At 58.5% G+C, this 26,779-nt stretch carries 20 protein-coding genes; 7 read left to right on the plus strand and 13 right to left on the minus strand.

Annotated elements, in window-relative coordinates; genetic code table 11:
• Positions 1–188 precede the first annotated feature (188 nt).
• The 6 genes from hemL to hemE all read right to left on the minus strand — a co-directional run bounded on the left by hemL (position 189) and on the right by hemE (position 7,318).
• Positions 189–1,508 carry a glutamate-1-semialdehyde 2,1-aminomutase gene (hemL, locus tag PG731_RS03485; RefSeq protein WP_270772202.1) on the minus strand — a complete coding sequence of 440 codons (1,320 nt, stop codon included), beginning with the start codon at positions 1,506–1,508 and terminating at the stop codon, positions 189–191.
• A 108-nt stretch (positions 1,509–1,616) separates the two neighbouring features.
• Positions 1,617–2,600: a porphobilinogen synthase gene (gene hemB / locus PG731_RS03490; RefSeq protein WP_270772204.1), complete on the minus strand. Its 984-nt coding sequence runs from the start codon at positions 2,598–2,600 to the stop codon at positions 1,617–1,619.
• A 6-nt stretch (positions 2,601–2,606) separates the two neighbouring features.
• Complete coding sequence (locus PG731_RS03495; RefSeq protein WP_270772206.1) at positions 2,607–3,446, minus strand: uroporphyrinogen-III synthase; 840 nt, start codon at positions 3,444–3,446, stop codon at positions 2,607–2,609.
• Complete coding sequence (gene hemC, locus PG731_RS03500) at positions 3,443–4,459, minus strand: hydroxymethylbilane synthase (protein ID WP_270772207.1); 1,017 nt, start codon at positions 4,457–4,459, stop codon at positions 3,443–3,445. Before hemC ends, PG731_RS03495 begins: the two co-directional genes overlap by 4 nt.
• 202 nt (positions 4,460–4,661) lie before the next feature.
• On the minus strand, positions 4,662–6,212 hold the full coding sequence (locus tag PG731_RS03505; protein WP_270772208.1) for a protoporphyrinogen/coproporphyrinogen oxidase: 1,551 nt from the start codon (positions 6,210–6,212) through the stop codon (positions 4,662–4,664).
• On the minus strand, positions 6,209–7,318 hold the full coding sequence (gene hemE, locus PG731_RS03510; protein WP_270772209.1) for a uroporphyrinogen decarboxylase: 1,110 nt from the start codon (positions 7,316–7,318) through the stop codon (positions 6,209–6,211). The genes PG731_RS03505 and hemE overlap by 4 nt, the downstream gene beginning before the upstream one ends.
• 152 nt (positions 7,319–7,470) lie before the next feature.
• Between hemE and PG731_RS03515 the strand changes: the two genes are divergently transcribed.
• From PG731_RS03515 to recR, 5 genes are all read left to right on the plus strand, one after another.
• Positions 7,471–8,670, plus strand: a complete 1,200-nt coding sequence (locus tag PG731_RS03515; protein ID WP_270772210.1) for a glutamyl-tRNA reductase — start codon at positions 7,471–7,473, stop codon at positions 8,668–8,670.
• Entirely contained in the window at positions 8,663–9,877 is a 1,215-nt protein-coding gene (locus PG731_RS09160; protein WP_333558940.1) for a ferrochelatase, read from the plus strand. Before PG731_RS03515 ends, PG731_RS09160 begins: the two co-directional genes overlap by 8 nt.
• A gap of 109 nt (positions 9,878–9,986) precedes the next feature.
• A complete protein-coding gene (gene hemQ / locus PG731_RS09165; RefSeq protein WP_101628511.1) occupies positions 9,987–10,730 on the plus strand; it encodes a hydrogen peroxide-dependent heme synthase in 744 nt (247 codons plus the stop codon).
• 548 nt (positions 10,731–11,278) lie between these two features.
• Positions 11,279–14,134: a DNA polymerase III subunit gamma and tau gene (locus PG731_RS03525; RefSeq protein WP_270772212.1), complete on the plus strand. Its 2,856-nt coding sequence runs from the start codon at positions 11,279–11,281 to the stop codon at positions 14,132–14,134.
• Positions 14,135–14,136: 2 nt separating this feature from the next.
• Positions 14,137–14,733: a recombination mediator RecR gene (gene recR / locus PG731_RS03530; protein WP_270772214.1), complete on the plus strand. Its 597-nt coding sequence runs from the start codon at positions 14,137–14,139 to the stop codon at positions 14,731–14,733.
• Between the two features lie 56 nt (positions 14,734–14,789).
• Here recR and PG731_RS03535 read toward each other — a convergent pair whose 3' ends face one another.
• From PG731_RS03535 to ptsP, 5 genes are all read right to left on the minus strand, one after another.
• Entirely contained in the window at positions 14,790–15,149 is a 360-nt protein-coding gene (locus PG731_RS03535; RefSeq protein WP_270772216.1) for a TM2 domain-containing protein, read from the minus strand.
• A gap of 362 nt (positions 15,150–15,511) precedes the next feature.
• A complete protein-coding gene (locus tag PG731_RS03540; RefSeq protein WP_270772217.1) occupies positions 15,512–16,312 on the minus strand; it encodes an ABC transporter ATP-binding protein in 801 nt (266 codons plus the stop codon).
• Complete coding sequence (locus PG731_RS03545) at positions 16,312–17,259, minus strand: ABC transporter permease (protein ID WP_270772218.1); 948 nt, start codon at positions 17,257–17,259, stop codon at positions 16,312–16,314. The genes PG731_RS03540 and PG731_RS03545 overlap by 1 nt, the downstream gene beginning before the upstream one ends.
• 98 nt (positions 17,260–17,357) lie before the next feature.
• The gene (locus PG731_RS03550) at positions 17,358–18,443 is read right to left on the minus strand and encodes an ABC transporter substrate-binding protein (protein ID WP_270772219.1); all 1,086 of its coding nucleotides are present in this window, start codon (positions 18,441–18,443) and stop codon (positions 17,358–17,360) included.
• 141 nt (positions 18,444–18,584) lie between these two features.
• Complete coding sequence (gene ptsP / locus PG731_RS03555) at positions 18,585–20,279, minus strand: phosphoenolpyruvate--protein phosphotransferase (RefSeq protein WP_270772221.1); 1,695 nt, start codon at positions 20,277–20,279, stop codon at positions 18,585–18,587.
• 238 nt (positions 20,280–20,517) lie between these two features.
• Here ptsP and PG731_RS03560 point away from each other — a divergent pair, with 238 nt between their 5' ends.
• The gene (locus PG731_RS03560; protein ID WP_270772223.1) at positions 20,518–21,834 is read left to right on the plus strand and encodes an aspartate kinase; all 1,317 of its coding nucleotides are present in this window, start codon (positions 20,518–20,520) and stop codon (positions 21,832–21,834) included.
• 153 nt (positions 21,835–21,987) lie between these two features.
• Positions 21,988–23,037: an aspartate-semialdehyde dehydrogenase gene (locus tag PG731_RS03565; protein WP_270772224.1), complete on the plus strand. Its 1,050-nt coding sequence runs from the start codon at positions 21,988–21,990 to the stop codon at positions 23,035–23,037.
• Between the two features lie 63 nt (positions 23,038–23,100).
• On the opposite strand, the gene PG731_RS03570 is transcribed toward PG731_RS03565, so the two are convergent.
• Both PG731_RS03570 and PG731_RS03575 read right to left on the minus strand, forming a co-directional pair.
• Positions 23,101–24,213: an ABC transporter ATP-binding protein gene (locus PG731_RS03570; RefSeq protein ID WP_270772225.1), complete on the minus strand. Its 1,113-nt coding sequence runs from the start codon at positions 24,211–24,213 to the stop codon at positions 23,101–23,103.
• Positions 24,210–26,756 carry an extracellular solute-binding protein gene (locus tag PG731_RS03575; protein ID WP_270772227.1) on the minus strand — a complete coding sequence of 849 codons (2,547 nt, stop codon included), beginning with the start codon at positions 26,754–26,756 and terminating at the stop codon, positions 24,210–24,212. The genes PG731_RS03570 and PG731_RS03575 overlap by 4 nt, the downstream gene beginning before the upstream one ends.
• Between the last annotated feature and the right edge of the window lie 23 nt (positions 26,757–26,779).

A 26,779-nucleotide genomic window follows, 5' to 3' on the forward strand; every position in this document is an offset into this window, starting at 1 on the left:
TCGTGACTTCTACGAGCCAGCCTAAGCCGTAGCTCCCTAAAGATACTCGCGTAGAAGAAGCGTGCAGAAAGATGTGGGGTTAATACCCAAAATGTGCCCGCTACCTGGGAAACCAAGTAGCGGGCACGTCCTATCAAGGGGTAGTGCTCTGGCATTCTCGTCAGATTGTTGGGGGCGCAGGCGAGCCTTTACTGTGGCTTTACGGCGCGTGCAGCTGCGCGCGCCGCTACGGGAGCCGCCGCGGCAATTGCTTCAAACTCCCGTTCGCCATGCGAGGCTGACACGAACCACGCCTCAAAGAGCGACGGTGGCAAGGAAACACCGGCATCAAGGAAAGCGTGGAAGAACGCCGGGTGACGCCATGTGTCCTGCGCCTGCATTTGAGCGTAGTTGATCAGTGGAGCCTGCGCGGCCTCGTCCCCAAACGCGATGGAGAACAATGAACCGGCGCGCTGAACGCCGAAGGGGACACCCTCGGCGACAAGGGCGGACGACACGATATCGATGACCGTCTGCGCGGCTGAGTCAACATGGTCGTACACGCCCTGATCGGCAAGCTTCAGGGTGGCAATACCGGCTGCGGTCGCCAGCGGATTGCCGGACAGGGTTCCTGCCTGATAGACGGGACCGAGCGGAGCCAGCAGGTTCATCACATCTGCGCGTCCGCCGACCGCCGCCAGTGGCATACCGCCACCGACAACCTTCCCGAATGCGAAAAGATCGGGTGCCCAACCACCTTCGGATGCTGAACGCAAGCCCCATATTCCGCCGGCGGAAACGCGGAAGCCGGTCAATACCTCGTCCAAGATCATCAGCGCACCGTACTTTTCAGTGACGCGACGAATCGCTAGGTTGAACGATCCGGGGTCAACAACGCCCATATTGGCCGGCGCACCTTCGCAGATGACGGCGGCAATTTCTTGACCGCGAGTGGCAAAGCATTCTTCGAGGGCCACCTCGTCGTGGTAGGGCAACACGATCGTCTGAGCGCTGACCGCAGCCGGCACGCCCGCGGATCCGGGCAAGCCTCCGGTAGCAACACCCGATCCTGCGGCCGCAAGCAAGGCGTCAGAATGCCCGTGGTAGCAGCCGGCAAACTTCACGATCAGGTCGCGACCGGTCGCTCCGCGTGCCAGACGCATGGCGGTCATGGTGGCTTCAGTGCCGGTGGAGACGAAACGGACGCGCTCGGCGGCGCTCACCCTGCCGCGGATCAGTTCGGCGAGTTCAACTTCCGCCTCGGTCGGCGCACCAAACGACAAGCCTTTCGCTGCCGCCTTCTGAACGGCTTCGATGACTGCCGGGTGCGAGTGTCCCAGCAGTGCAGGTCCCCACGAACATACCAGGTCCACGTATTCGCGCCCAGTCGCGTCTTTCACATATGCGCCCTTCGCGGATGTGATGAACGGCGGGACGCCGCCGACGGATCCGTACGCGCGCACGGGAGAATCAACTCCGCCGGGAATCACGCCTAAAGCGCGGATGAATAGTTCTTCGTTGGTGGTCATCGGGTTCTCCGTATATTCATCAGTCTAACGTTGTATAGAAATTGACGAGGCCGCTCAGTTTCGCGCTGTTTTGCGCAGTTGCCGGGTGTCGCTGGGTGGTGCGTGGGTTTACTTTCGAAGGCGCTTGGCAACTTCAAGCGCCCAATAGGTGAGGACCATGTCAGCGCCTGCGCGCACGATCGCGGTGATGGATTCGTCGATGATGGCATTGCGATTGATCCACCCGTTTGCGGCGGCTGCTTCGACCATGGCGTATTCGCCGGACACCTGATAGGCGGCGACTGGGACGCTCGACAGTGAAGCGACTTCAGCCAAAACATCAAGGTAGGCAAGCGCGGGCTTGACCATGACGATGTCAGCCCCTTCCTCGATGTCGAGCAGAACCTCGCGTACGCCTTCGCGCTTGTTCGCGGGATCCTGCTGGTAGGTGCGACGGTCGCCTTTCAGGGTCGAGTCGACGGCTTCGCGGAATGGGCCGTAGAACGCGGACGCGTACTTTGCCGAGTAGGCAAGGATGGCAACATCTGCGTGCCCATTATCGTCAAGCGCTTCGCGGATTGCGCGCACCTGGCCGTCCATCATCCCCGATGGGGACACCATGTGGGCGCCGGCTTCAGCCTGAGACAGAGCCATCTTGACGTACAGATCTAGGGTTGGATCGTTGTCAACGCGACCCTGTTCGTCGAGGACACCGCAGTGCCCATGGTCAGTGAACTCGTCGAGGCAGGTGTCAGCACAGATGACGAGTGCATCGCCCACTTCTTCGGCAACGGCAGTGATTCCACGGTTCAGAATCCCGTCTTCTGCCCACGCCTGCGAACCGGTCGGGTCACGCACCTCGGGCACACCAAACAGGTCAATTCCGCCGATGCCAGCTTCGGCGCACTCGGCTGCGTAGCGACGCAACGAATCAATGTCGAACTGGAACTGGCCGGGCATTGAAGTGATCGGCACGGGAGAGTCGATGCCTTCGCGGACGAACACGGGTGCGATCAGTTGTTGGGCGCTCACTCGAGTTTCGCGGACGAGGCCACGCATCGCAGCAGACTGTCGAACTCGGCGGGGGCGGAAGAATGGAGCGGGAGAAGTCATGGAAAGTCAGATCCCTTTCTTTGGTGAATGACCAGCATGTGTTTCAAGAATGCGCTTGACGCAGTCGGCAACCGCTTCAGGAGTGGGATGATCGGCGACAATGACCTGAGCTTCGGGAGCGATCTCTGCCATCGTTGTGGCGCTCGCCTGTCCTAATACAATGACGGGAATGTGCGGGAAGAAGTAGTGCGCAACATCTTTCAAAGCCCGCGCTGATGACGGGGCGGTGATGACCGTCGCGGTCACAGAGGTGGACGAGCACATCGTCGCAAGCTTGCGAGAATAACGCGGAGCGACCGTCACCGTTGTGTAGACCGGATAATGACGGACCGAATAGCCGGTCTCGCTCAGCATCTGGCGAAGCTGAACCCTGGCGATTGCCGACTGTGGAAGTAGTACTTCGCGAGTCTGGACACCGCGCTCGCGATCAAAAGCGACAACAGCGTTCGCCAAGTCCTCCCCGGACCCTTCGGATTGCAGATCAGCGTCGATGCCGAGCGCTTTCAATGCTTTCGCTGTGGCAGGGCCAACCACGCCGATGCGCGCGCCTCGTTCGTGCACGCACTTCATATAATCAACAAAACTCTCGATGCGATCTGCGCATACGCGAATCGTGCGCGCCGAAGTAAACAGAATCCATCCGCACGAACCCGTTGACGCGTACGTCATCAGATCATCTGCGAAACGCTTGCACTCCTCGTCACTCACTGTGGTGCGAGTGAGTTCCAAAGATTCAGCGTGAACGTGCACGTCCGGAGTCGAAAGGGCTTCGATTGCCTGCCCAAACGGGTCGGGGCACTCCGTCGAATGTGGGCGTGTAATGAAGACGTGTGCGTCGGTGCTCATTTCGCCTGATTCTTCATGGCGTGTATATCAGCGACTTCTTCGGCTCCCGCCCTAAGCAGGGTTTGTGCAAGCGTGCGTCCCAGCAAGATTGCGGCCTCGTGCATCTCGGTGGAGATCGCGGACCTGGAATCGTGGACCAGGGGAATGGGGCACGAGGCCACACGTTCAAGCACCTGGCTGCCATCGGTCGCGATCACGCGCCCGTGCAGGGTCAATACTCCGTCGTCGATTGTGCCAAGCGCTCCAAGTGGTGCAGCGCATCCGGCACCCAATGCGTTCATGAGCGAGCGCTCTGCAGTTACGCCGATGTGTGTTGCCGGGTCATCCAACGATGCAACAAGAGCGATCAACGCGGGATCCCAGTCGGATCGCACTTCAATAGCCAGTGCCCCTTGGGCGGCGGCAGGAAGTATCTGATTGATCGGAAGGTACTGTGAAATCGCCTCTGACATGCCTAAACGGTTGAGCCCTGCGGTTGCCAATATGACGGCGTCCAGATCTTCGTTGATGCGTGCGAGGCGTGTCGGAACATTGCCACGAATATCGACGATCTGAATGTCGGGGCGGGTAGGCAGAATCTGGGCACTACGCCTGGGAGAACCCGTGCCAACCTTTGCACCTTCTGGAAGCTCTGCCAACGGCACGCCACCTCGTGAACAGAGAGCGTCACGAACATCCTCGCGCGGTGGCATCGCGACGAGGGTCAAACCGTCAATATCGCCAGTCGGCAGATCCTTACACGAATGCACGGCGATATCGCATTCGCCAGCAAGTAGAGATTCGCGCAGGCGGGCAACGAATACCCCGGTTCCCCCCAGCTTCGACAGGGGAGTTGGGTCAACGTCGCCGTGAGTCGTGATCTGAACAAGCTCCACGCGGACGGGGGCGCCCGCATTTGCGCCAGCTTCTTCGATCGCGTCCGCCACCATCTGCGATTGGGCGAGGGCAAGCTTCGAAGCTCGCGTGCCCAGCTTGAGGACGGGGGTATCGGAAGCGGGGATGGGGGAGTTCATGGTCACCATTGCAGATTAGACGAGATGAGGGTAATTCGATAATTGATAGTGACAAAAGTCGGTTCTCTTCACGTAATTCTTCGGATTCAATTATTTTATGACAGAGTGAATTAAAAACTATCTGGAGAGTCGGAATTTATGTGACAGATATTCGGCAATAGGTAATGACGTAATTCGTATTTCAGGATTAAATGAATTCTTTTCACCTGCCGAAAAGGAGTGAGCGCCTCTCACCCCGTACGCGCTGACGTGCATCTGCCACCACGCTGGCGATTCCGGAACCTGATACCCACGCCCCACAAATCAGCAAGCCGGGCAATGATTCCGCCTTCTGGCGCAGGGCACTGATTCGACGAGCCAAGTCGGGTGTCGCCTGCGCCAAAGTGCCATTCCAGTGAATCACCCTGTGATCGATCACGTCCTCGGTGGCAAGATCTGTGCCGGTCAGCACGCTGGCGTCATGCAGAAGCTCGCCCAGTGATGGCGTTCGATCTTCATCTCCGGGTCGACCGTAAGACAGGCGAAGAAGATGAACGTGCTCCCCGTGAGCCTCGCGCAATTCGTCGGCAATCCATGCCCACTTCACATCCAGCTGAGAAAGTGCTTTCGCGCCTACAGGGCACTCGGCAACGCTAGAAATATCGGGCGAAACCAGCAATCCAGGACCAACCGGAGCGCTATCCAGTGCCTCTGCTCGAACAGTGAGGAAAGAACGAACAATCGGCGCGCCCGGCGCAAACGCGCATTCTTGGGCTTCCGGGAACAAAGGGGTCAGCACGCGCAGAGCAGGTGCGTGCGAACAAGCCAGAATGACGCGACTGGCTGTTAGTAGACGTCCGACCGGCGTGCGATGGGGTTCTGCGGAAGGAGCTCCAGCTGGGGTCGTATTGCGAATATCCACCTGCCATTGGACGGTGCTCGAGTCGCTGGAACTGACCTGCGTGCGACAGATCGCTTCCGCGCCGCAACGCGTCGCAATCGTGCCACCCTTTGCCAGAATCTCAGCTGTAAGGGCGTCGATCAGAACCTGCATTCCACCCTCAATGCTGACGTCGCCACGCGGCCCGCTGGACTTTTCCAGTCGTGCGCCAACAGTCTTCGCAAGGCTCTTGTGATGGAGTAGGTCAGCGCGCATCCCGGGTAGTACACGGTCGACATCCAGCTTCTCGGGATCCTGCGAGTGAATACCAGCTACCAGCGGGCGGACCAAGCGATCAAGTGTGGCTCGCCCCATGCGGGCTTCAATAAACGAGGCCACGTCGGCGCATTCGGCGCCGACGTGGGGAGGCAAAGCCAGGTCTTCACATGCGCGCATCGCCCCTTGCGCCCCAAGAATTGCCCGGACTTCTGCCGATGCCGGGTCCGAAGGGATACCCATCATCGAGCCCGATGGGAACCGGTGAAGACCCCACGTGGTTTGGGCAGAATCAGGAACGGGTGGCAGGAAATAATGCGAGCGTCCTCCACCGGGTGCAGTGACTTTCAGCCCCAGCTCTTCAGCCATAGAGGTCACCGCGGTGCCTCGTGGAGCAAAACTCTCCGCGCCGATATCGACGTGAGCACCGCCCACCATCATCGATGCGACTTGCCCGCCCACATAGCCTCGCGACTCAACAAGCAGGGTCGCCTGGCCTGCTTTGACGGATTCCCAGGCGGAAACAAGTCCAGCAATTCCGCCACCGATCGCGATCGTGTCCCAGTGATCGCGGGACAATTCGCTTGTCGATGAGATCATGCGATCTTTGGCGCTCATAGCGAATGCACCAACTCGACCAGACGTGTCAGAACGCTTGGATCCGTGTCCTTTGGAACGCCGTGAGCAAGGTTGAAAATATGGGACGGTGCGGCCTTACCCTGACGAATAATCTGACGCACCTTTTCTTCAAGAATGTCGAATGGAACGGTCAGGTAGGCGGGATCCAAATTGCCCTGCAGGGGAACAGTATTGTCAAAAAGCGCGGATGCTGAGTCTAAAGAAATGCGCTGGTCAACGCCGATAACATCGCCACCTGCATCATGCATCGCGGTCAGCAACTGCGGTGTGCCCGTGCCGAAATGGATCATCGGGGCGCGCGCTCCAGTTGTTGAACTCAGGACGCGACCGGCAACCTCGATCGCACGCGCTGAATAGGGGGACACGTGGCGCCGGTAGTCGTCTTCGCCTAGTACGCCAACCCACGAATCGAACAGCTGAGTGGCTGATGCGCCAGCCGACACTTGCTCGGCGATAAACGCTCCGGTGACATCTGCGCACCACGTCATCAGCCGATCCCACGACTGAGGATCTGAATACATGAACGCTCGAGCTTCGCAATGGTCGCGCGAAGGTTGGCCGGCAACTAGGTAGCAGGCGAGGGTAAAAGGTGCGCCACCAAAACCAATGAGGGGAGTGGATCCAAGCTGGGTAACCGTCATGTGTACGGCTTGGTGGATCTGCTCAATTCCGGGCGCGATTGAAAGCGACGCTCCGCGCTCTGTCAGACGATCAACGTCATCCGCGCAACGAATCGGAGATGCGATGACGGGGCCAACTCCCCCCACTATCTCCACATCCACGCCCGCAAGTCGCAGGGGAACCATGATGTCCGAATAGAACACCGCCGCATCAACCCCGTGGCGACGAACCGGCTGTAGTGTCGCCTCACTTGCCAATTCGGGAGTCAGGCACACGTCCAACATTGATGCCTGCGAGCGTGCGCGAAGCTCGCGGTACTCAGGCAAAGAACGTCCAGCCTGGCGCATAAACCAGACGGGGGTCGTGGCTGGGCGACGGCCCGACACTGCTTGCATGAACGAAGACTCGGACACGGGTGACGTGGCGGCCTTCGTCGCCAAGGGCGCGTTGTCCGAAAGGGTCACGGTTTTCCTTACATGGTGGGGACAGATTCAACAATTAGTTTTTATGTCAAAGTGTCATTTATTTTATCTGTCAAATTGTCGTTAAATGAGTTTTCAAAATGTTTCACATAAATTGTGAATCATACGTTTAATTATGGTTTGATTGCGACGAAATGGGAATTCATATTTTATCCGTCAGCCATTCCGACCAGGGCCTTGATGCCGTGGCCGAGGCTAGTCGCACCACCCCGTCGATTGTCGATGAATTCCTCAAAGCCGGAGTAATCGACGGTGCGGTCACGATATCGACCTGTAACCGCGTCGATATTGTTGTTGACTCCGCTGAATTCCCGGTGGCGCTGAATGAACGACTCGACGCGGTGACATCGCGCTCTGGTCGCGATGCCGTCGCCTACCTGTTTCGCGTTGCCTCGGGCTTGGACTCCATGGTCATCGGAGAACGTGAAATTGTCGGCCAAGTCCGTCGCGCAGCTGAAGTGGCCACGCAACGGGGGACGATCACTCCCGCTCTTTCGCGCCTCTTCCAATCCTCGTCCGCGGTGTCACGCAAAGTAGCTGCGAAAACAAGCCTTGCTGGCCATGGGCGCTCCATTGTTCACGTGGCGCTTGACTTGGCGAAAGAAGTGCGAGGCGACCTCGGCGACCAACGCGCCATCCTCTTTGGAACCGGGTCCTACGCGGGTGCAACTGTCAGTGCCCTGCGCGACCATGGCGTCCGCGAGATCGGAGTCCACTCAGCATCGGGGCGCGCCGAAGCGTTCTGTGAGGGGCACGGCGCCCGCCCGATTGTCTCCGACACCATTGACGACGAGCTTGCCCACGCGGACCTCATTGTTTCGTGCAGAGGCAGTGGTCAGCCGGTCTTGACCGCAGATCAGATCTGCGCGGTCGTATCTACCCGAGGCGCCGACAGCCCACTGATCATTGTCGATCTTGCGTTGGTTCCCGATATTGAAATCGACGATTTCGAAGCAGACCAGGTGGTTCGCATCGGCTTGGACAACGTCTCTGATCGCCTGCCCGCAGTCCAACGCGAAGACATCGACATCGCCGAAGCCATCATTGCCGACGCTGTCACAACCTTCGTCAACGTCGCCCATGGCGCGGATGTCGACCGTGCGATTGTGAACCTTAGAAACGCAGTTGACGCGATCGTTGAAGAAGAATGTGCCACTCTTTCTCACCTTTCTGGGGACGAGGCCGCGCGCACTGCTCGAGCCCTCCACCATTTGGCGGCGCGTTTGGTGAACGCGCCCTGCCGTACTGCCAGGGCAGCAGTAGCAGACGGAAATGCACATGAATACCTCGAAGCGCTTGAACGAGTCCTTGGAATTGGAATAGAAAATGACTGATCTGACCGCACCCTACGATGCGCTTCTCGTGGTTTCCTACGGTGGCCCGAACGGCCCCGACGATGTGCTCCCCTTCATGCGTAACGCCACGAAAGGCAAGGGGATCCCGGACGAGCGCCTGCTGGAAGTCTCCGGTCACTACGGTCGTTTCGGGGGAGTCAGTCCCATCAATGCCTGCAACGAGGCCCTGCTAGAAGCTCTGCGCGAGGAACTGCATTCACGAGGCGCGGACATCACTATTGGCCTCGGAAACCGAAACTGGCACCCCTTCATGTCGGAAACAACTGCGGAACTTGCCCTAGGTGGTGCCCGCAGAATCCTGATGATGCAGACCTCTGCCTACGCCTCGTACTCCGGATGCCGGCAGTACCGCGAAGATGTCGCGGACGCACTCGCCCTGCTCCCCGATGGAGGCAAGGACATGACCGTCGATAAAGTTCGCTCGTACCACGATTCTCCCGGCTTTCTTACCGCCCAGATCGACGTTGTCAGCGAATCAGTGAAGACGTTACTCGATCGAGGAACTGCGATCGACGATTTGCACCTCGTCTTCGTCACTCACTCCATCCCCACCCAGATGCAGGGCGGATCCGGTAATCCCGACAAGCCCGGTTCAGACTACGCGGCTCAGCATCTCGCGCTCATGGAACTGATCGTCCCCGCAGTCGAAGAAAAGCTTGGACTCGAAGCAGGAACGCTGAAAAACGACCTGGCCTTCTGCTCGCGTTCGGGCAATCCGAACGCATCCTGGCTGGAACCCGACATCAATGATCGCCTTGAAGAACTCAAATCCGAAGGCATCAAAGCCGTCTCATGCGCGCCCATCGGCTTTATTTCCGACCACATGGAAGTCGTCTTTGACCTCGACACCGAAGCCAAGCAAACCGCGGCCGACCTGGAACTCGACTACGACCGCGCGCACACCGTCGACACACACCCTGCATTCATCGCATCCCTTGCCGACCTCATCCTTGAACGCGCAGCCCGCGCTCGCGGAGAAAACCCAGAACAACCCTCGACCCTTCCGCTGGGCGCGTGGCCGGACGAATGCACAAGCCACTGCTGTCGCATGATCGAAGGTCTCGACACGGGAAAGACAGTGGTTGCAGGGCCAACCGCCGCGAAGAACGGCGAACTACCCACGCACGCTCGCCCACGCGGTGCACACCACCCGACCGAACCCGCCCCAGAAAAGCCACGTGAGTAAGAACGGTGGGCGGCCTCGTCAATCGGAGAAAACTGCTCGCTGAATATTCGCGCCAACTGAAACAAACAATCAAATAGCTTCACACAAAGCTCACATCAAAGGAGAACCAATGAGCCAGACCGGAAAGACCTACTCGCACAAGGATCCGCGCGACGCCACCGACGTCGATATCGACGCCATCAATAACGGTTTCCACTACGGCCTGACCTCGGTCTTCGAGACCGGCGCACCGTTACCGGCCGATGAAGCAGAACGCAAGGCCCTGGTTGAGGAAACCCTGGCAGCCATCACCCCCGAGGGCGTGGAACTGCGTGGCACCTACGACCTTGCTGGTCTGCGCGCCGACGCTGACCTGCTGGTGTGGTGGCTCGCCGACGATCCGCTCGCGTTGCAGAAGGCCTACCGCGGTCTGCTCGCGTCGCCCTTGGGTGCCTACTTGATTCCCGTCTGGTCCGTCATGGGCCAGCACACTCCTGCAGAATTCAACACCCGCCACGTGCCCGCTTGCTTCGCAGGCGTCGCACCGCGCGACTGGATCACCGTCTACCCGTTCGTCCGTTCCTACGACTGGTACCTGATGGAGCCCGAAGAGCGTAGCGCCATCATGGCCGAGCACGGCAAGAACGGCTTCAGCCAGTACCCGGATGTCAAGGGTTCGACCCTGTCCGCATTCGGTATGTCCGACTACGAGTGGATTCTCGCATTCGAGGCTGACACGCTCGATCGCTTGGAGGGTGTGCTTCACGCTCAGCGCTACACCCGTGCTCGCCTGCACGTGCGCGAGGACCGTCCGTTCTACACCGGTCACCGCGTCTCGCTTGGCGAATGGGCCGACGTTCAGCCGCAGGCGTGATACTCGCGATGGGGTGAAGTCCCTGACTACATAAACTGACTACATAAACTTTCGGGCTCGTGTCACTACCGTGGTGCGAGCCCGATTGTTTTTGAGAAGCGCGGTCAGGATTCGACGAGTTGGCGAGCTAGGGCCTGGCGAACAAACTCTGAAGGCGTGGAGCCGAGCTGTTTGGCTCGAGTCTCGGCAAGCTTTCATAGCGCATCGGGGACGCGAATCGTCTTAGGGGTCATTGCTTGGGTTGTGTATTCCCATGCCCGTGGAACAGTCGGTTCGAGGGGGCTGTGAGGGAATCCAGAGTCAATTTCGTCTTTCCAGCGTTCGATGTCTCCGTCGTGCGGTTGCCTTTATGGGCTACTGGCGAGTCGAAAAAGCGAAGGGTCAGCACTGAAATCTGATTATTCTTTCGTCCGTTCAATAAACGGAATCTGAACACCGACTTTTCCTTGCTATTGAGGCGATAATGACGGTGAATGTGGAGGAGTGGTTCTCCCCATTTTTTCTGGCATACAAACGCATTTCTACATGGGTACACGTAGGGTTGGACTGTGACCACAGCTCTGTATCGTCGTTATCGTCCAGACACATTTGCTTCCGTCATCGGTCAAGACCATGTGACGGGGCCACTTCGTGCTGCTCTGCGTGCAAACAAAGTGACCCACGCATACCTGTTTTCAGGTCCGCGCGGGTGTGGAAAGACCACGTCAGCGCGTATTCTGGCCCGCTGTTTGAACTGCGAGCAAGGACCGACTGATACTCCGTGTGGAACCTGCCCGTCGTGCGTCGAACTGGCCACCGGTGGTTCGGGGTCGCTCGACGTTGTCGAAATTGACGCAGCCAGCCACGGTGGCGTTGATGATGCGCGTGACCTGCGTGAGCGCGCCACCTTCGCGCCCGTGCGTGATCGCTACAAGATCTTCATCATCGACGAAGCCCACATGGTTACAAATCAGGGCTTTAACGCGTTGTTGAAGCTGGTGGAAGAACCCCCAGAGCACGTGAAGTTTGTCTTCGCAACGACAGAACCAGAGCGCGTGATCGGAACGATTCGTTCTCGTACCCATCACTACCCGTTCCGTCTGGTTCCGCCAGATGTTTTGGAACCCTACCTGCAGCAGTTGGCGGACGAAGAACACGTCAACATTGGCTCCGGTGTTCTGCCACTGGTCATGCGCGCCGGTGGCGGTTCAGTGCGTGACACTCTTTCCGTTCTTGATCAGTTGATGGCAGGCTCCATTGACTCGGCTGTCACGTATGAAACCGCTGTTTCACTGCTGGGGTATACGGACTCTGCTCTTCTTGACGAGATCGTTGATGCTCTTGCTGGTGGCGACGGTGCGGCGGCTTACCGCGTTATTGAACGCATGGTGGATTCTGGTCACGATCCGCGTCGCTTCGTTGAAGACTTCCTTCAAACACTGCGTGACCTGCTGATTATCGCGGTCGCAGGTGACGGCGCAGGCGATGTGCTGACATCCATCCCTGCTGAGCGTCTCGATCGTATGCGCCATCAGGCAGTGAACTGGGGTCCGCGTCCGCTGTCTCGCGCAGCTGATCTGACCGATGAGGCACTTCGTTCCATGACCGGTGCAACATCACCGCGCCTCCAGCTTGAGCTTCTTATTGGGCGCATTCTTGTGCCGACACCTTCTGGTCAGGCTGTTGCAGATATGCCGGTTCCCGGCACGGTTGGCATGCCCGGTGGGGGTGCTCCAAGGGAGCATCACGGTGCTGATTATGCTGGAAATAAGCCGATTGGTGCCGCCCCTTCAGCTTCTGGCCCCCAGGCGGCTCGCGCTGCGTTGGCGCAGACAGCCCAACGCGCTTCGCGCCCTGATTCGAACCAGCAGGACCAGCCGGCGGATCTGGCACCACGTGCCCAAGCTCCTTCGTCTCCGCATTACGAGGGGGCGCCGGTTTCCGATGCTCCTACCCCAATGCCTCAGCAGGGCTCCTCGTGGCCCGATGTGGCCCCGACCCTTTCGTCTTCGTGGGATGACTCGTCGGTCGCCCAGTCTCAGAACAGTGCTCCCGCTGTTGAGCCTGAAGAGCCAGCGCCTGCGCCACAGGCAGAGCCCCAGTCGGTGGATGCGGCCTCGTCAACTGAAGCACCAGCTCGCCAGACACCAAGCCAGAACGGTGGGAAGCAGGCGGACATCGTTCGAGCTCGATGGAATGAAGTGCTTGACCGTCTGGCCTCGATGAGCCGCGTCGCATGGTCGCTGATCAACACGAACGCGCAGTTGGGTGCGATTGAGGGGTCGAATCTTGTGCTGGTGTTCCCCTCCGAAGGAATCATGGCGAACTTTGAACGTGGTGGCAGACATCAGATCGTCTCCGACGCGATCTACGAGGTCACTGGTCTGCGCTATGAACTCAGCGCACAGGTGGGACAAGCAGCGGGAGGGCTGGCAGTAACGGCACCTTCGGCACCTGCATCGCATCATGCATATTCCGATCCGGCTCATGCCAATCAGTCCTATTCAGGTCAGACGCAGAACGTGCCACTCAACAACACCGCGAACCGAGCTGGGCAGCCTGATGCTGGATGGGTTTCGGAGCCGCCCCCTTTTGAGCACCGCGTTGTCCAGGCTCCTGACGTTGGTTCACAGGCCGTGGGCGATCCAGCGCCACGTGTTGCCCCCGATCCGGCCCCGCACGTCGGCTCTGATCCGGTAGTGTCGGATGACCCGTGGGGTGAAGTAGTTATTCGCACTCCGCACGAAGACGTTGAAGAGCCAGCCCAAGCGCGTGAACCTGAACCGCAGGAGGGTCTGAGCGAATCGCAACAGGTGCACAACGGTCCGCAACCTAGCTGTGATGACGCTTGGTCAGCTGAGGCTGAGCCTGCTTCAACGCGGTTGGATTCGGATCCCGCCGAGGCACCTGCGGATTCCAGCCCGGGTTTTAAGGTTCACTCGGATTCGTCGGCAGTATCCGATGATCGCCCCTCCGATGGTCACGACGACGATCAGGCAGACTCCGAGTCTTTGACTCAGGTAGAACCAGTGCGTACCGGGGGGCCGGTACACCGTGCCATGAGCGTCTTCACCTACGACGATTTTGACCCGCAAAATGCGAGCGACGATCAGGTGACAACGCCTAGTGGGTGGGCGGATGCTCCCGTTGCTCAGACGAACTCGGTGAGCTTTGAAGACTTCGGCGATACGGCTCAATCTGCAGGTGACTCTTGGGCTAACGGTGACAATAGCGCTGGTAGTGATGCCGATAATGATGGGTCTATTGATGACGGTCAGGATTCCGCTCCGCTCGACATGGGTGAAGACCTGCCCTCAATGGATGACGAAGATATTGAAACCACAACTATGGTCGGAGTCCCCGTTGTCCTTGACGTCCTCGGTGGCAAGATCATTGAAACAATCCCGAACGGAAGTGAACGCTGACCATGTACGAAGGTGCTCTTCAAGATTTGATTGATGAGTTCGGTCAGCTTCCCGGAATCGGACCGAAGTCTGCCCAACGCATGGCCATGCACGTATTGGATGCGGAATCAGATGACGTTGCTCGACTCGTTGATGCTATTCAGGCGGTGCGGAAAAAGGTTCACCACTGCTCGGTGTGCGCGAACCTGACCGAAGAAGAAACCTGTTCTATCTGCAGAGACGTTCGACGTGACCCCACAATGATCTGCGTCGTCGAAGAACCGAAAGACATCCAAGCGATCGAAGCGTCACGGGTATTCCGCGGACGCTACCACGTGCTCGGCGGAGTTATTGACCCGATCCGTGGCATCGGCCCCGAGCAACTCCGTATCCGTCAACTGCTGTCGCGTCTTGAAGACGATCAGATTACCGAGGTCATTATCGCGACCAACCCGAATGTCGAAGGCGACGCAACCGCTGCGTTCATCGTCAGAATGTTGAAGAGCATCGGCGTTTCAACATCGCGTCTTGCCATGGGCTTGCCAATGGGTGGCGACCTTGAATACGCCGACTCGAAGACTTTGGGTCGGGCCCTTGAAGGACGAACCGCTCTGGGCTGACAGTGTCATCCCAGAGCGGTGCGTTCGGACTGCAAGTCCGGCAAAGACGAAGGAACTCAGTCGGTGAGCTCAATGCCGTTGCCGTCGCGGTGCCACTCGCTACCCGGGGCGGACACCAGAATGAGGATGCCTTCAATGAAGCCCCACAGGCAAGCAATACCGAAGGTGAAGATTGTCAGAACCAGCTGAATGACAGCGCGGGTGGTGCGACCAAGGTAGAAGTTGTGGATGCCAAGACCTCCAAGGAAGATGCCCAGGATACCGGCGATAATCTTTGACTTCTGCTGGTAGCCCGCCGGAACGGAGGTTGCGAATGTAGGCTGGCCGTATGGCTGTCCCTGCTGGGCGTAAGCTTGCTCTTGGTTGGTGTACTGCGGGTCTGATTGGCCGTTGAACTGCGGAGTCGGTGTTGTCATCGTATGAACTCGTTTCGTTGTGAGAACGTTTAATACAACTAAGGTACTACTTACTACGGGCATACGGAAGTGTCACGAGCCAGACCATGTGTGCGGTGAATGATCACAGGGAACCCACAGTAGGCGAGCGGGACAGATAGTGAGCTAGCGTGAAACGATCTGAGCGTGAGTCCAGCATCTGAATCGTCATGTGTTCGCTCTGATGGCACGCCCGCTCGCATCCTTGTTGTGGATGAAGAGTCTTTGCTTGCCGTCTGCCGTTGTCACCGAGTGGTTAACCGTGAAAAGCAGTGTTGGGGGGAGTACGTCATCGACGTGCTCCCCCCAACACGGTTGGTAACGCTTTAGCGCATCACCGGGTGCTAGGCCAAGAGGGTGCGATCAGAGAGTCCCGCTCCACCTTCGCCTCGCAGCTTATCGAACTGAGCAAGAAGGGATTCGACAGTTGCATTCTTCTTTTCTTCACCCGCCAGCTCGAACATGATGCGACCGTCGTGCATCATAATCAGGCGGTTGCCCATGGACAGTGCCTGCTCCATGTTGTGTGTGACCATCAGCGCCGTCAGATTCTTCGACGCGACAGCATCTCGGGTCAGCTCGGTAATCAGAGCAGCACGCTTCGGGTCAAGAGCGGCGGTGTGCTCGTCAAGAAGCAGGACGCGCGGGTGAGAGAAGGTCGCCATCGTCAGCGACAGAGCCTGACGCTGGCCACCGGACAGCAGACCAACCTTGGCAGTCAGACGATTTTCGAGGCCCTGTTCGAGAGGCGCCAGAACGTCGCGGAACATGGCGCGCTTCTTCGCTGTCAGAGCAGGCCCCAGGGTTCGGCGGTTGCCTCGTGACCATGCGAGCGCAAGATTCTCTTCGATCGAAAGGTGGGGTGCGGTGCCAGCCATCGGATCCTGGAAGACACGTGAAACGTAGCGCGCAACCGCGTAATCCGGAAGCTTCGTGACGTCCTTATCGTCGATCGTCACGCGACCCACGTCAGCCTGGTAACGGCCAGAAATGACATTCAGCAGTGTCGACTTACCGGCGCCGTTTGAGCCGATGATCGTGACGAAGTCACCCTCGTCAAGGTGGAGTGAAATATCGCGAAGCGCCACGCGCTCGTTGATGGTACCGCGGAAGAATGTCTTAGTGACGGCTTCGATATCAAGCATCAGAGCACCACCTTTTCGTTGTCGCGCTCTTCAGGCGTGTGCGTAATGTCAGGTTCTCGGACCAGTGTGTGCGCGCGACGGCGCTCGCGGATCTTTGAGAAGAAACCGACACGAGGAATCATCAGTGCGAGGAATACGATGATCGCACTGATCAGCTTCATGTCATTCGCTTCAAGGAACTCGATGCCGAGGGCAAGCTGGATGATGACGCGGTAGACGATCGAGCCGATCACGACGAACATCGAGGTGATCCATACGCCACGCGACCCGATCAGTGCCGTACCGATAATGACCGATGCCAGACCGGCAACAATCAAGCCGATGCCCATCGAAATGTCGGCGTAGCCCTGGTACTGAGCGACAAGAGCGCCAGAGGCGGCAACGAGGCCATTTGAAAGGGCAAGGCCGATAATCTTCATCGTTCCCGTGGGAACACCCTGGGCGCGAGCCATACCTTCGTTGTCACCGGTCGAGCGCATGCCAAGACCGATCTGGGTCGACAAGAACCAGTTGAAGACGGTGGTGACGAGGCCGATTAAGACGGCGAAGATAGCGACGGATACCCACGAGCCGTTCAGGCCTGCGTCGCGCAGGGGAGTGAGGACAGTTTCTACACCACGAAGAAGCGGAACATTTGCTTTGCCGAGAATACGCAGGTTGATCGAGTACAGGCCGATCTGCGTCAAAATGCCGGCAAGCAGGGGGTGAATGCCTGCTTTGACGTGAAGGAAACCGGTAATTGAGCCCGCAATACAACCGGCAAAGAAGCCGGCGATCGAGGCAAGCCACGGGTTCTGGCCGGCGGTAATCATGATTGCTGCAACCGCTGCGCCCGTTGTAAAGGATGAGTCGACGGTCAGATCAGCGATATCGAGTACTCGGAACGTCAGGTACACGCCGAGTGCCATGAGGCCGTAGATCAGGCCAAGGTCGAGAGCTGTAAGCACTGGTTTTCCTTTTCAGGGTTTGTTTTCACGCGCGGGTGCTCAGGAACACCGGTTGTTCGCTGAGCACCCGCGCGTGGGTTGCGCGTCAGCGCGTTGAATTATTCGCCGACCAGGACGGCGGTGTCCTTGAGAGCATCCGGAAGAGTCACACCAATTGCTTCAAGGGTCGTCTTATTGACGGTCAGTTCGTATTCGGTCTGGGACTCGACAGGCATGGTGGCAGGATCGGCGCCTTCGGTGAGGATTTTGATTGCCATCTGGCCGGTCTGGTAGCCGAGTGTGGTGTAGTCGATGCCGTATGTGGCAAGCGCACCGTGAGCAACGGAATCAGATTCGCCTGCGATCAGCGGAATCTTTGCGTCTTCAGCTGCCTGGACGACAGAAGCGAATGCGGAGACGACGGTGTTATCGGTCGGGACGTAGATAGCGTCGACCGTGCCCGCCAGATCCTGGGCTGCCTGCTGAACTTCAGCGGAGTTCGTGATGGTCGTTTCCTTCACAGAAAGACCTTCGGATTCGGCTATCGTCTTGGCAAGTTTCACCTGGACTTCGGAGTTCACTTCACCGGAGGAGTAGATGATGCCAATGCTCTTCGCCTTGGGTGTGAACTGCTTGACCAGCTTGATCTGCTCTTCGACCGGGTTCATGTCGGTGGTGCCCGTTAGGTTCGAGCCGGGGGCGTCGAGCGAGTCTACGAGCTGAGCGGAAACCGGGTCGGTGACGGACGTGAACAGGACGGGAGTGTCAACGATGGATTGCGCAATTGCCTGAGCTGAAGGGGTTGCGATAGCTAGGATCAGGTCGTGATCTGCTTCTGCGAACTTCGCAGCGATCGAGGTTGCGGTTGCCTGATCCCCTTGGGCGTTCTGTTCGTCGAACTTCACGTTTAAGCCAGCGTCGGTAAACGCCTGCTTAAAGCCTTCGCGTGCAGCATCGAGCGAGGTGTGAGTGGTGATCTGGCTGATGCCGATCGAGTATTCCTCAGACGCACCGGCTGCTCCCGATTCGGATCCGGTCGATGCTGAGCCGGAGCATCCAGCAAGGACAAGGGCGAGCGCTGCGCCAGTGACAGCACTGATCTGCGCGGTGCGTTTCATGGTGAACTCCACGTGTTGACGTTTACGGTTGGAGGGCCAGCCGGGCTGACCTTCTTCCATGACGCTAACGAGTGAAGTGGTTTTCAAGGAGTGGGTGTTCAGTGGGTGAACATAGAGCGGTCGAAAATATCTCAGAATATGAAACCGGGTACTCCGTTTTGAGCGTGCTGATTCTGAGTTGAAACAAAACGACTAAAAATCAGGCAAAACGGTGTTCAACGAAAGAATTCACTCAAGTCCAAGAGCGTGGCGCGCGCGATAGCGCCCATCTCCACCATCGAAGGCGCCGACAACCGCATCGGCGGCCGCGTGACACTGCTCAAGAGAAACCTGACCAAGCTGAGCGCCCACACCGGAAATCGCACTTGACGCCATCGACAGCGATGTCACACCCATGCCCACAAGTACGCACGCCAGAAGCGGATCGGCGGCTGCTTCACCGCACACACCAACGGGCTTGCCTAACCGCAGTCCCGCTTCGACGACCTTACGGATCAGCGCAAGCGGGGCGGGCTGCCACGGATCGGAGTACTCCGCCAGGTTTGCTGACAGACGGTCAGCGGCCATCGTGTACTGGGTTAGGTCATTCGTACCGATAGAAACAAAGTCCACGTACTCCATGATCTGGTCGATCAGGATTGCGGTCGCGGGGACCTCGACCATCACCCCAGCCTTCAATGACACGCCAAAAACGTCGTTACGTTCGTTAATCAACCCGGCAAACCAGCGTGCTTCAGCGGCAGTAGCGATCATCGGTGCCATCACCCACACGTCGGTGTCGGGGGCAGTCATGGCTGCGACGGCAATCGCGTCCAGCTGATTAGCCAGAACATTCGGGTGAATGCCGTTAATCCGGATACCGCGAACACCCAGCGCGGGGTTCGGCTCATCACGTAGCGTCGCGTAGGCAACCGGCTTGTCAGATCCTGCATCCAGAGTGCGAACCACAACCTTCGATCCGCTCCATGCCAGCAGTGCCTGAGAGTAGGAGCGCGCTTGCTCTTCAACGCTGGGCTCAGTCGGGTGGTCAAGGAATGCTAGCTCGGTGCGCATCAAACCGACGCCCTCAGCGAAGCTGGACTCGTGAGCCGAAGTAGCGCTGGGCCCGTCCTGAACGTTCGCCAACAGTTGGACATGCACCCCATCCGAGGTCTGCGCGGGGCCCGTCCATGAACGAATCAGTTCCAGTCGCGCTGCATCAGCCCGGACTTTTTCGAGTGCCGCGGCCTCGTCGATCCCGGTTGTGATCGCACCCGTCCCACCGTCGACCAAGACGGGCACCTCCGACGCAATCTGATCCACCTGGCGTGCTGCCACGATGCACGGAATCGCCAGCTGGCGCGAAATGATCGACGTGTGCGAGGTCGGACCACCTAACTGAGTCACGATTGCGACGCATAAATTCGGGTCTAAGCTTGCGGTGTCGGCGGGCGACAGATCATCCGCCAGCAGGACAAACGGGTAATCGCAGTGCGGGATACCCGGCTCAGGCACGCCCTGCAGGTGCGCGATCACGCGGTCACGAACGTCGCGCAAGTCAGTCGTGCGCTCCGCCATCACACCGCCGGCAGTCTCGAACATGACGACGAACCGCTCGGTCGCCTTCATCACCGCCTGAATCGCAGGGATGCCGTCGCGGATGCGCTTCGACACGTCCTTCGTCCACGCGCGGTCAGTGGCCAGCGACGAGGTCACGATCAGAACGTCAGCCACTTGCCCGGTGGTTTTTGAAGCACGATTCATGAGCGAGTCAGCCACGGCATTTGCACAATCAAGGAAGCGACTTACTTCGGCTTCGCGGACATCATCCGGCAAAGCAGGAGCCGACTCAGGCGGAAGTTCAGGCCTGCGCACCCAGAGTGCCGGGGCGTAGGCAACACCTTGAACAACAGGAGTTCCATAGATTGTGATCGGGTCAGCCATGCGAGCCTCCTTGCTCAACGGGTCACGTGCTGTGACCAGCATAAAAGCTCACTTGAACACAAGCGATTGTCAACCCTGATCCTGCACAAGTGACCTAGAAGGGCCCCGATTGATGTTTCGTTTGTCCGCCCATTGTGTTTCCTTTGCCCGTATGGCGGTCGCACTCCCGCTAGATAGGGCGCATCTCTAGGATGAAAGGACGCACGAAAGTGCGTAGTAAAAGAAGAAATGGGGAACCGTGGCACTCATCGTGCAGAAGTATGGTGGCTCATCCGTCGCAGATGTTGAAGCGATGAAACGAGTCGCCCGCCGAGTCGTCGAAACTCACCAGGCAGGACACCAAGTCGTTGTCGTCGTATCCGCAATGGGCGACACTACCGACGACCTGCTCGACACAGCCGCGCAAATCACCCAGCACGCCCCCGAACGCGAGATGGACATTCTGCTGTCCGCCGGCGAGCGTATCTCCATGTCTCTGCTGTCCATGGCAGTCAACGAACTCGGCGTTCAAGCCCAGGCGTTCACCGGCGCTCAGGCCGGTATTAAAACGACTTCACACTATGGGCGTGCCCAGATCGTCGGTCTGGTTACCGAACGCATTGCCCGCACCGTCAAAGACGGTCACATTGCCATCGTCGCCGGGTTTCAAGGAATCTCCGAAGATGACGATGTCACCACGCTGGGCCGTGGCGGATCGGATACGACCGCAGTCGCGCTCGCGGCAGCCCTGCACGCTGACGTCTGCGAAATCTACACCGACGTCGACGGTCTGTTCTCCGCAGATCCTCGTATTGTCCCCAAGGCGCACCGTCTGCGTCGCGTCACCCAGGAAGAAACCCTCGAACTTGCTGCGCACGGAGCAAAGATTCTGCACCTGCGCGCCGTCGAATTCGCGCGTCGCTACAAGGTGCCGCTTCACGTCCGCTCATCGTTCTCAGAAAAGAACGGCACCTGGATCTTCGACGGTCCAGCAAACCCAGAACTTAAGGGACTCGTTCCCTCAGCCGCACTTGTCGATCCGCAGGAGGACCCCATGGAACAGCCAATCATCTCCGGTATCGCCCACGACCGCTCCCAGGACAAGATCACCGTCACCAACCTGCCGAACACCCCCGGTATGGCAGCGCGCGTCTTCTCCATCTGCGCCGAGGTCGGCGCAAACGTCGACATGATCGTTCAGAACGTTCCAGTCTCTGACTCGACCCGCGCGAACGTAACCTTCACGCTTCCCGAAGGCGATGCACAGCGCACGCTCAACGCTCTTGAAGCTGCGCGCGACGAAATCGGCTTCGACCAGTTGCGTTACAACCCGAACATCGGCAAGCTTTCGCTGGTTGGAGCGGGCATGCGCACCAACCCGGGTGTGTCCGCCAAGCTGTTCGAGGCCCTGTCTGATGCCGGCATCAACATCGAGATGATTTCGACTTCCGAAATCCGTATCTCCGTTGTCACCCGCCTCGACGATCTTGACCGCGCAGTCCAGGCCGTCCACACGGCATTCGGCCTTGACGCCACCGAATCTGAGGCAGTCGTCTACGGTGGCACCGGACGCTGAAAGGCGCACCGCTCGTCGCTTCGCCCCTTATGGGGATTATGAGAGAAACGCTAGGCGGCCTCGTCAGTTTAAAATCGCAGACTTCCGCGTGAAAACCACGCCGGATCCCTCGGTCGCCCCACCGTATGGGCGCCCACACCAAAGGAGAAAACAATGACCGGACTGAACGTCGCAGTCGTCGGAGCAACCGGACAGGTTGGCCGAGTCATGCGCACTCTGCTCGAAGAACGCGACTTCCCCGTGAAGTCGATTCGCTTCTTCTCTTCTGCTCGCTCGGCGGGCACGACCCTGACTTTCAAGGGTGAAGAGATTACGGTCGAAGACGTCGCCACCGCGAACTACGACGGTATCGATATTGCTGTTTTCTCTGCGGGTGCCTCAGCCTCGCTTGAGTACGCGCCGAAGCTCGTTGCGGCCGGCGCGGTTGTTGTCGACAACTCTTCCGCATGGCGCAAGGACCCGGACGTGCCACTGGTCGTGTCTGAGGTCAATCCCGAGGACATCACGAACCGTCCCAAGGGCATCATCGCGAACCCAAACTGCACGACCATGGCAGCTATGCCGGTTCTGCGCCCGTTGGTTGACAAGGCGGGTGGCCTGAAGCGCCTGTTCGTCTCGTCCTACCAAGCAGTCTCCGGTTCCGGCTTGAAGGGCGTCGAAGAACTCGTGCGCCAGACCGAAGCCGGCGTCACTCAGAATCTTGCCGGTCTTGCACTAGATGGCCGCGCGGTCACTCTGCCCGATCCGCAGGTCTACGTCGCCCCGATCGCATTCGACGTTGTGGCCCTGGCCGGTTCGATCGTTGACGATGGATCGGAAGAGACCGATGAAGAGCAGAAACTCCGCAACGAGTCCCGCCGAATCCTGCATATCCCGGACCTCAAGGTGTCGGGCACCTGCGTCCGCGTCCCTGTTTTTACCGGCCATACGCTTTCGATCCACGCCGAATTCTCCGGTGCGATCACCCCCGATGAGGCGCGTTCCGTCCTGGGAACCGCTGACGGTGTCCGCGTCGTCAACGTTCCGACTCCGCTTGAAGCCGCGGGGCGTGATGAGGTTCTGGTCGGTCGTATTCGCCAGGATCAGGCTGTCGATGACAACTGCGGTCTGGTTCTGGTCGTCGCCGGCGATAACCTGCGTAAGGGCGCTGCCCTCAACGCAATCCAGGTCGCCGAACTGGTGGCAGCTGAACTGCTTGCCTGACCAGGCGCATCAAGCCAAGCCTAGGGAAGGGGCGCTGGGATAAAACCCCAGCGCCCCATTCCTTTACGCGACTTCGTTGTCCGCATCTGAGCTCGGAAGCACCCACCCCGACGTCACATCAAACTCAACCAGTGCACCGACTTCAAAGGGAGTTGATGTGTTGGGCGTGCGGACAACCAACGTCCCGATCTCGGTTTCTACGTCATAGGACATATGGGATCTGACGAACGAAGCGGAAATGATTTGCCCGTGGCGCCCGATTACCGAATACGGAGCACTGGGAGTCAAATGAATATTCTCGGGCGGAATGCTGATCTGAGCGTCTCCCGGCTTCGTGCCGTGGGGAGCAGGAATCGAATAGGTCACAGTCCCACACGTCACCGTTGCCAGCAGAAGCGATGAAGCGGGAACCTTGTCAACACTTTCGACCGTGCCCGACACGATGTTGGGGATGCCCATCAGGTGCGCAACTTCGATGGAATTCGGTTGTGTATACAGCATTCGCGCGGTGTCGATCTGCAAGCATCGACCCGAATCCAACAGCATGATTCGATCGGCGACCAGACATGCTTCGGTCACATCGTGCGTCACGTAGAGAACTGCACTGCCCAAGCGTCGAACCTCGCGAATCAGGGAGGCTCGGATTGTTGACGCAACGGATGCACCCACGTGTGCGAGAGGCTCATCCAACAGCAGGACGGAGGGTCGTCGCACAAGTGTCCGTGCCAGAGCGACGCGTTGAGACTGACCGCCCGACAGCTGGTAGGGGTAGCGTGATGCTAGGCCGACGATACCCATGCGAACCATGATCGAATCGATCAAAGACTCGCGCTGAGCAGGGGGAACATCCGTACTCTCCAGCGCGAAAGCAATGTTTTTGTGGACGTTCATGTGATTGAACAACGAGGGCGTCTGAAAAAGTAGGCCGGTTGGGCGTTTTCCTGCGGGAAGAGTGGTGATGTCCGAGCCGTCAACGACGATGGAACCACTTCTGGCTGTTTCGATGCCCGCAAGGGTATGTAAGAGCGTCGTCTTGCCACACCCCGACGGCCCAACGACGGCAACGATCTCGGCAGAGGCAACGTCGAATGAAATGTCGCTCAGGATGCGTGAGCCACGGTGAACGTCCAGACCACGAACATGCAGTCCGGAGTTCATGTGAATAGAGGTTGTCATAGGCTCTTCCTGACATATCCGGAGTGACGTGTTGTTGAGGTAATGAATGCGATGCCCAAACTAATCATGACCAGGGCAGATGATGCGGCGAGCGTGCCAAGAGCTAACACTGACCAGTGATCGCCGTGGATGCCAAGTGGAAGAAGCGCAACGGCGGGGAACGCGGAACCGACGGGGACAACGAACGCCGAGGGGGCACTCATACACATGAGCAACCCGCTGAGTGCTGCAAACACACCGATCAGTCGAGCTGCCAAGGCGGGAATCACCACTGTGAGAGTGGTGCGCGTAGTGCTTGCTCCCAGTTCTTCCGCGATCCTCATCGCTTGGCGAACAGAGAGCAGTGAGAACGACATCAGGAAATATGAGGCCGGCAGGGCAAGAAGAAGATTGGTGAGAACCACCGTCAGCATGCCACCCGCAATCGAGCCGCCGCCCAACAAGCGTGGCAGGATCGTGTGGTCGCCGATTGATATCGGGTGTTGGAAAACTAAGTGAATCAGAATTCCGCCGGCAATGGGGGCGGACAGTAAGGCAGTCAAGAACAGGGCGTTGATCGCGCGGGGGAATGCCCAGCGATGCTGGGCAATCAAGAATCCTATTGCTGCGCTCAGCGGGACGATGCCCAGGATCAGCAGTGATTCTCTGACGGTCTGCCCCAAGAGTTCCGCAGATGCGGTGTGGATGAACCAATGGGATGCTCCGACGAGCATCACGATGATGATTCCTGCACTCACAATTGCGGATATCAACGCGAAGGGGATGACGCTTGCGGATAGAGTCGGAAGGTATTCCTTCAGCGGGGTTGGATAGGTTGTCTGTCGGGCTGTGTAACGAGTCAGCGTCAAGCTATGCAAAACGATGAACGTGGTCGCGGACGCGACTCCAACGTAGATGAATGCGATGTGAGTGGGGACGGAAGAATCGAGTCCTGAGTTCAACGCATTGAGCGCCAACACCGGTAGGTACGGTTCAGCCGACGCGTTCGTGCTTGTTGCTGACACGTCGGAAGCTGCCATGAATGTGGTCAACGCGAATGCGGGGATCAGGGCTGCTCGGATGCGTGGAGCAAGAAGCTTTTTAAAAATGTTTCGCTCGGGGTTCCCGAATGCGACTGCTGTTTGGACTTCAGCGTGGTTGAAGGACGACAGGATGAAGCTCAGCATGAGGGCAGCGAAGGGGCTTGCGTTGATGGCAAGTGCGACGATGATTGTTGCCTGCGAGTAGGGTGGGGCGCCCATCCAGATCAGTGCTTGAGCGATGACTGCCGGTGGGATCAGTGCAGGCAAGAGTGCTGGAAGAATCCAGATGAATGTTCGTCGGGAGCGCAGGTACAGGGGGAGTGCGATTGCGATTCCGAGGATTGTCGCGCCCAGTCCGGCTAGCGTGCTAATTTTCAGCGTGCGAATGGCAGTGGGGACGAGGTCACTCCATGACAATTCATCGGCTAGGGGTAAAGATTCAGTGTCTGACACGCGGTGGTTGGCGCTGGTCGCGCCAATGGGGGCGGGTACGTCCTGGGTGGGCGATGGAAGGTAGACCTCTTTCGTCCATCGCCTAATCAGGGTTGCGCGGTGAAAAGAGGCCGCGCTGGGGTCATCGCCAAAGATTGATATTCCGAGTGTTTCAAGGCGTCGTGAAATATGTTCGGGGAGGCGTGTGCTGACGGGGGATTGGTCTGCGACCTCGGCACCAAGCGCCTGTCCTTCGTCGCTGACAACCCACTGCAGGAACTTTTGTGCGTCCTCTGATTCGTGAGTGCGTCGGGGAAGAGATGCCGCTCCGATTTCGAAGCCGGTTCCGTCAAGCGGGTAGGTGACCATGACGTCGGCGCCATGTTGTGCTTCAAGGCGACAGTAGTTGTCGAAAGTGATAGATGCGGGTGAGCGTCCGATTGCGACAAGGTGTGCGGGGTCGGTTCCTGAGTTCACGTAGGTCAAGGTGTGAGCGTCGACTTGGCGCAGGAATTGGATTGCTTGCGAGGCGCTGCTGAAGCGTTCTTCCTGCACGTTCAAAAATGTTGCTGCTGTTCCCGAGGTCAGGGGAGAAGGGACGATCAGGGGGAGCGAAGTTGATGACAGGTCCTGCCAGCTTCGAAGACCCTGAGGGGATTGTGTGACCGTTCGTGACTGGCAGAAGGACAAGATGCCACCGTAAATCCCGAACCACGATTGAGAGTGGAAAGCATCGGGTAGCCCACCGGTGTCAACGTCCGGGGCACGGCGAAGTAGTCCGAGGTTTTCGGCTTGGGCGTGCGCTTCGGCTGGACCACCAACCCAGACGTCGAATTCTGAGTGGCCACGGGTTGATATCAGGCGAGCAAGGGCTTCTGACGTTGGTACCCGTACGACGTCGACGCTTGTCCCTTCGCGTTGCTCGTAGCGCCTAGCGAGAGCTTCGCACACCTTTGACGTGTTGGAGCACAGGATTCTTAGGTCCGGCTTTGAGTCTGCGAAAAGAAGACAGAGCGGCGAGATGCTGATGATCCCCACGACTGCCACCGCGATCAGGGAATTGAGGCGGCTGTGGCGTAGGGATTTCATAGGAACCAGACTAGTGCGAGGAT

The organism is Pauljensenia sp. OF14-1SRA (assembly GCF_027694595.1).
Lineage (GTDB): Bacteria > Actinomycetota > Actinomycetes > Actinomycetales > Actinomycetaceae > Pauljensenia > Pauljensenia turicensis_B.

Coding starts and splice junctions, on each gene's coding strand:
- ptsP (WP_270772221.1), bottom strand. CDS start 20,279: ATGGCTGACCCGATCACAATCTATGGAACTCCTGTTGTTCAAGGTGTT.
- hemB (WP_270772204.1), bottom strand. CDS start 2,600: ATGACTTCTCCCGCTCCATTCTTCCGCCCCCGCCGAGTTCGACAGTCT.
- hemL (WP_270772202.1), bottom strand. CDS start 1,508: ATGACCACCAACGAAGAACTATTCATCCGCGCTTTAGGCGTGATTCCC.
- hemC (WP_270772207.1), bottom strand. CDS start 4,459: ATGAACTCCCCCATCCCCGCTTCCGATACCCCCGTCCTCAAGCTGGGC.
- PG731_RS03565 (WP_270772224.1), top strand. CDS start 21,988: ATGACCGGACTGAACGTCGCAGTCGTCGGAGCAACCGGACAGGTTGGC.
- PG731_RS03505 (WP_270772208.1), bottom strand. CDS start 6,212: ATGAGCGCCAAAGATCGCATGATCTCATCGACAAGCGAATTGTCCCGC.
- PG731_RS03495 (WP_270772206.1), bottom strand. CDS start 3,446: ATGAGCACCGACGCACACGTCTTCATTACACGCCCACATTCGACGGAG.
- PG731_RS03535 (WP_270772216.1), bottom strand. CDS start 15,149: ATGACAACACCGACTCCGCAGTTCAACGGCCAATCAGACCCGCAGTAC.
- PG731_RS03540 (WP_270772217.1), bottom strand. CDS start 16,312: ATGCTTGATATCGAAGCCGTCACTAAGACATTCTTCCGCGGTACCATC.
- PG731_RS03570 (WP_270772225.1), bottom strand. CDS start 24,213: ATGACAACCTCTATTCACATGAACTCCGGACTGCATGTTCGTGGTCTG.
- PG731_RS03515 (WP_270772210.1), top strand. CDS start 7,471: ATGGGAATTCATATTTTATCCGTCAGCCATTCCGACCAGGGCCTTGAT.
- PG731_RS03575 (WP_270772227.1), bottom strand. CDS start 26,756: ATGAAATCCCTACGCCACAGCCGCCTCAATTCCCTGATCGCGGTGGCA.
- PG731_RS09160 (WP_333558940.1), top strand. CDS start 8,663: ATGACTGATCTGACCGCACCCTACGATGCGCTTCTCGTGGTTTCCTAC.
- recR (WP_270772214.1), top strand. CDS start 14,137: ATGTACGAAGGTGCTCTTCAAGATTTGATTGATGAGTTCGGTCAGCTT.
- hemQ (WP_101628511.1), top strand. CDS start 9,987: ATGAGCCAGACCGGAAAGACCTACTCGCACAAGGATCCGCGCGACGCC.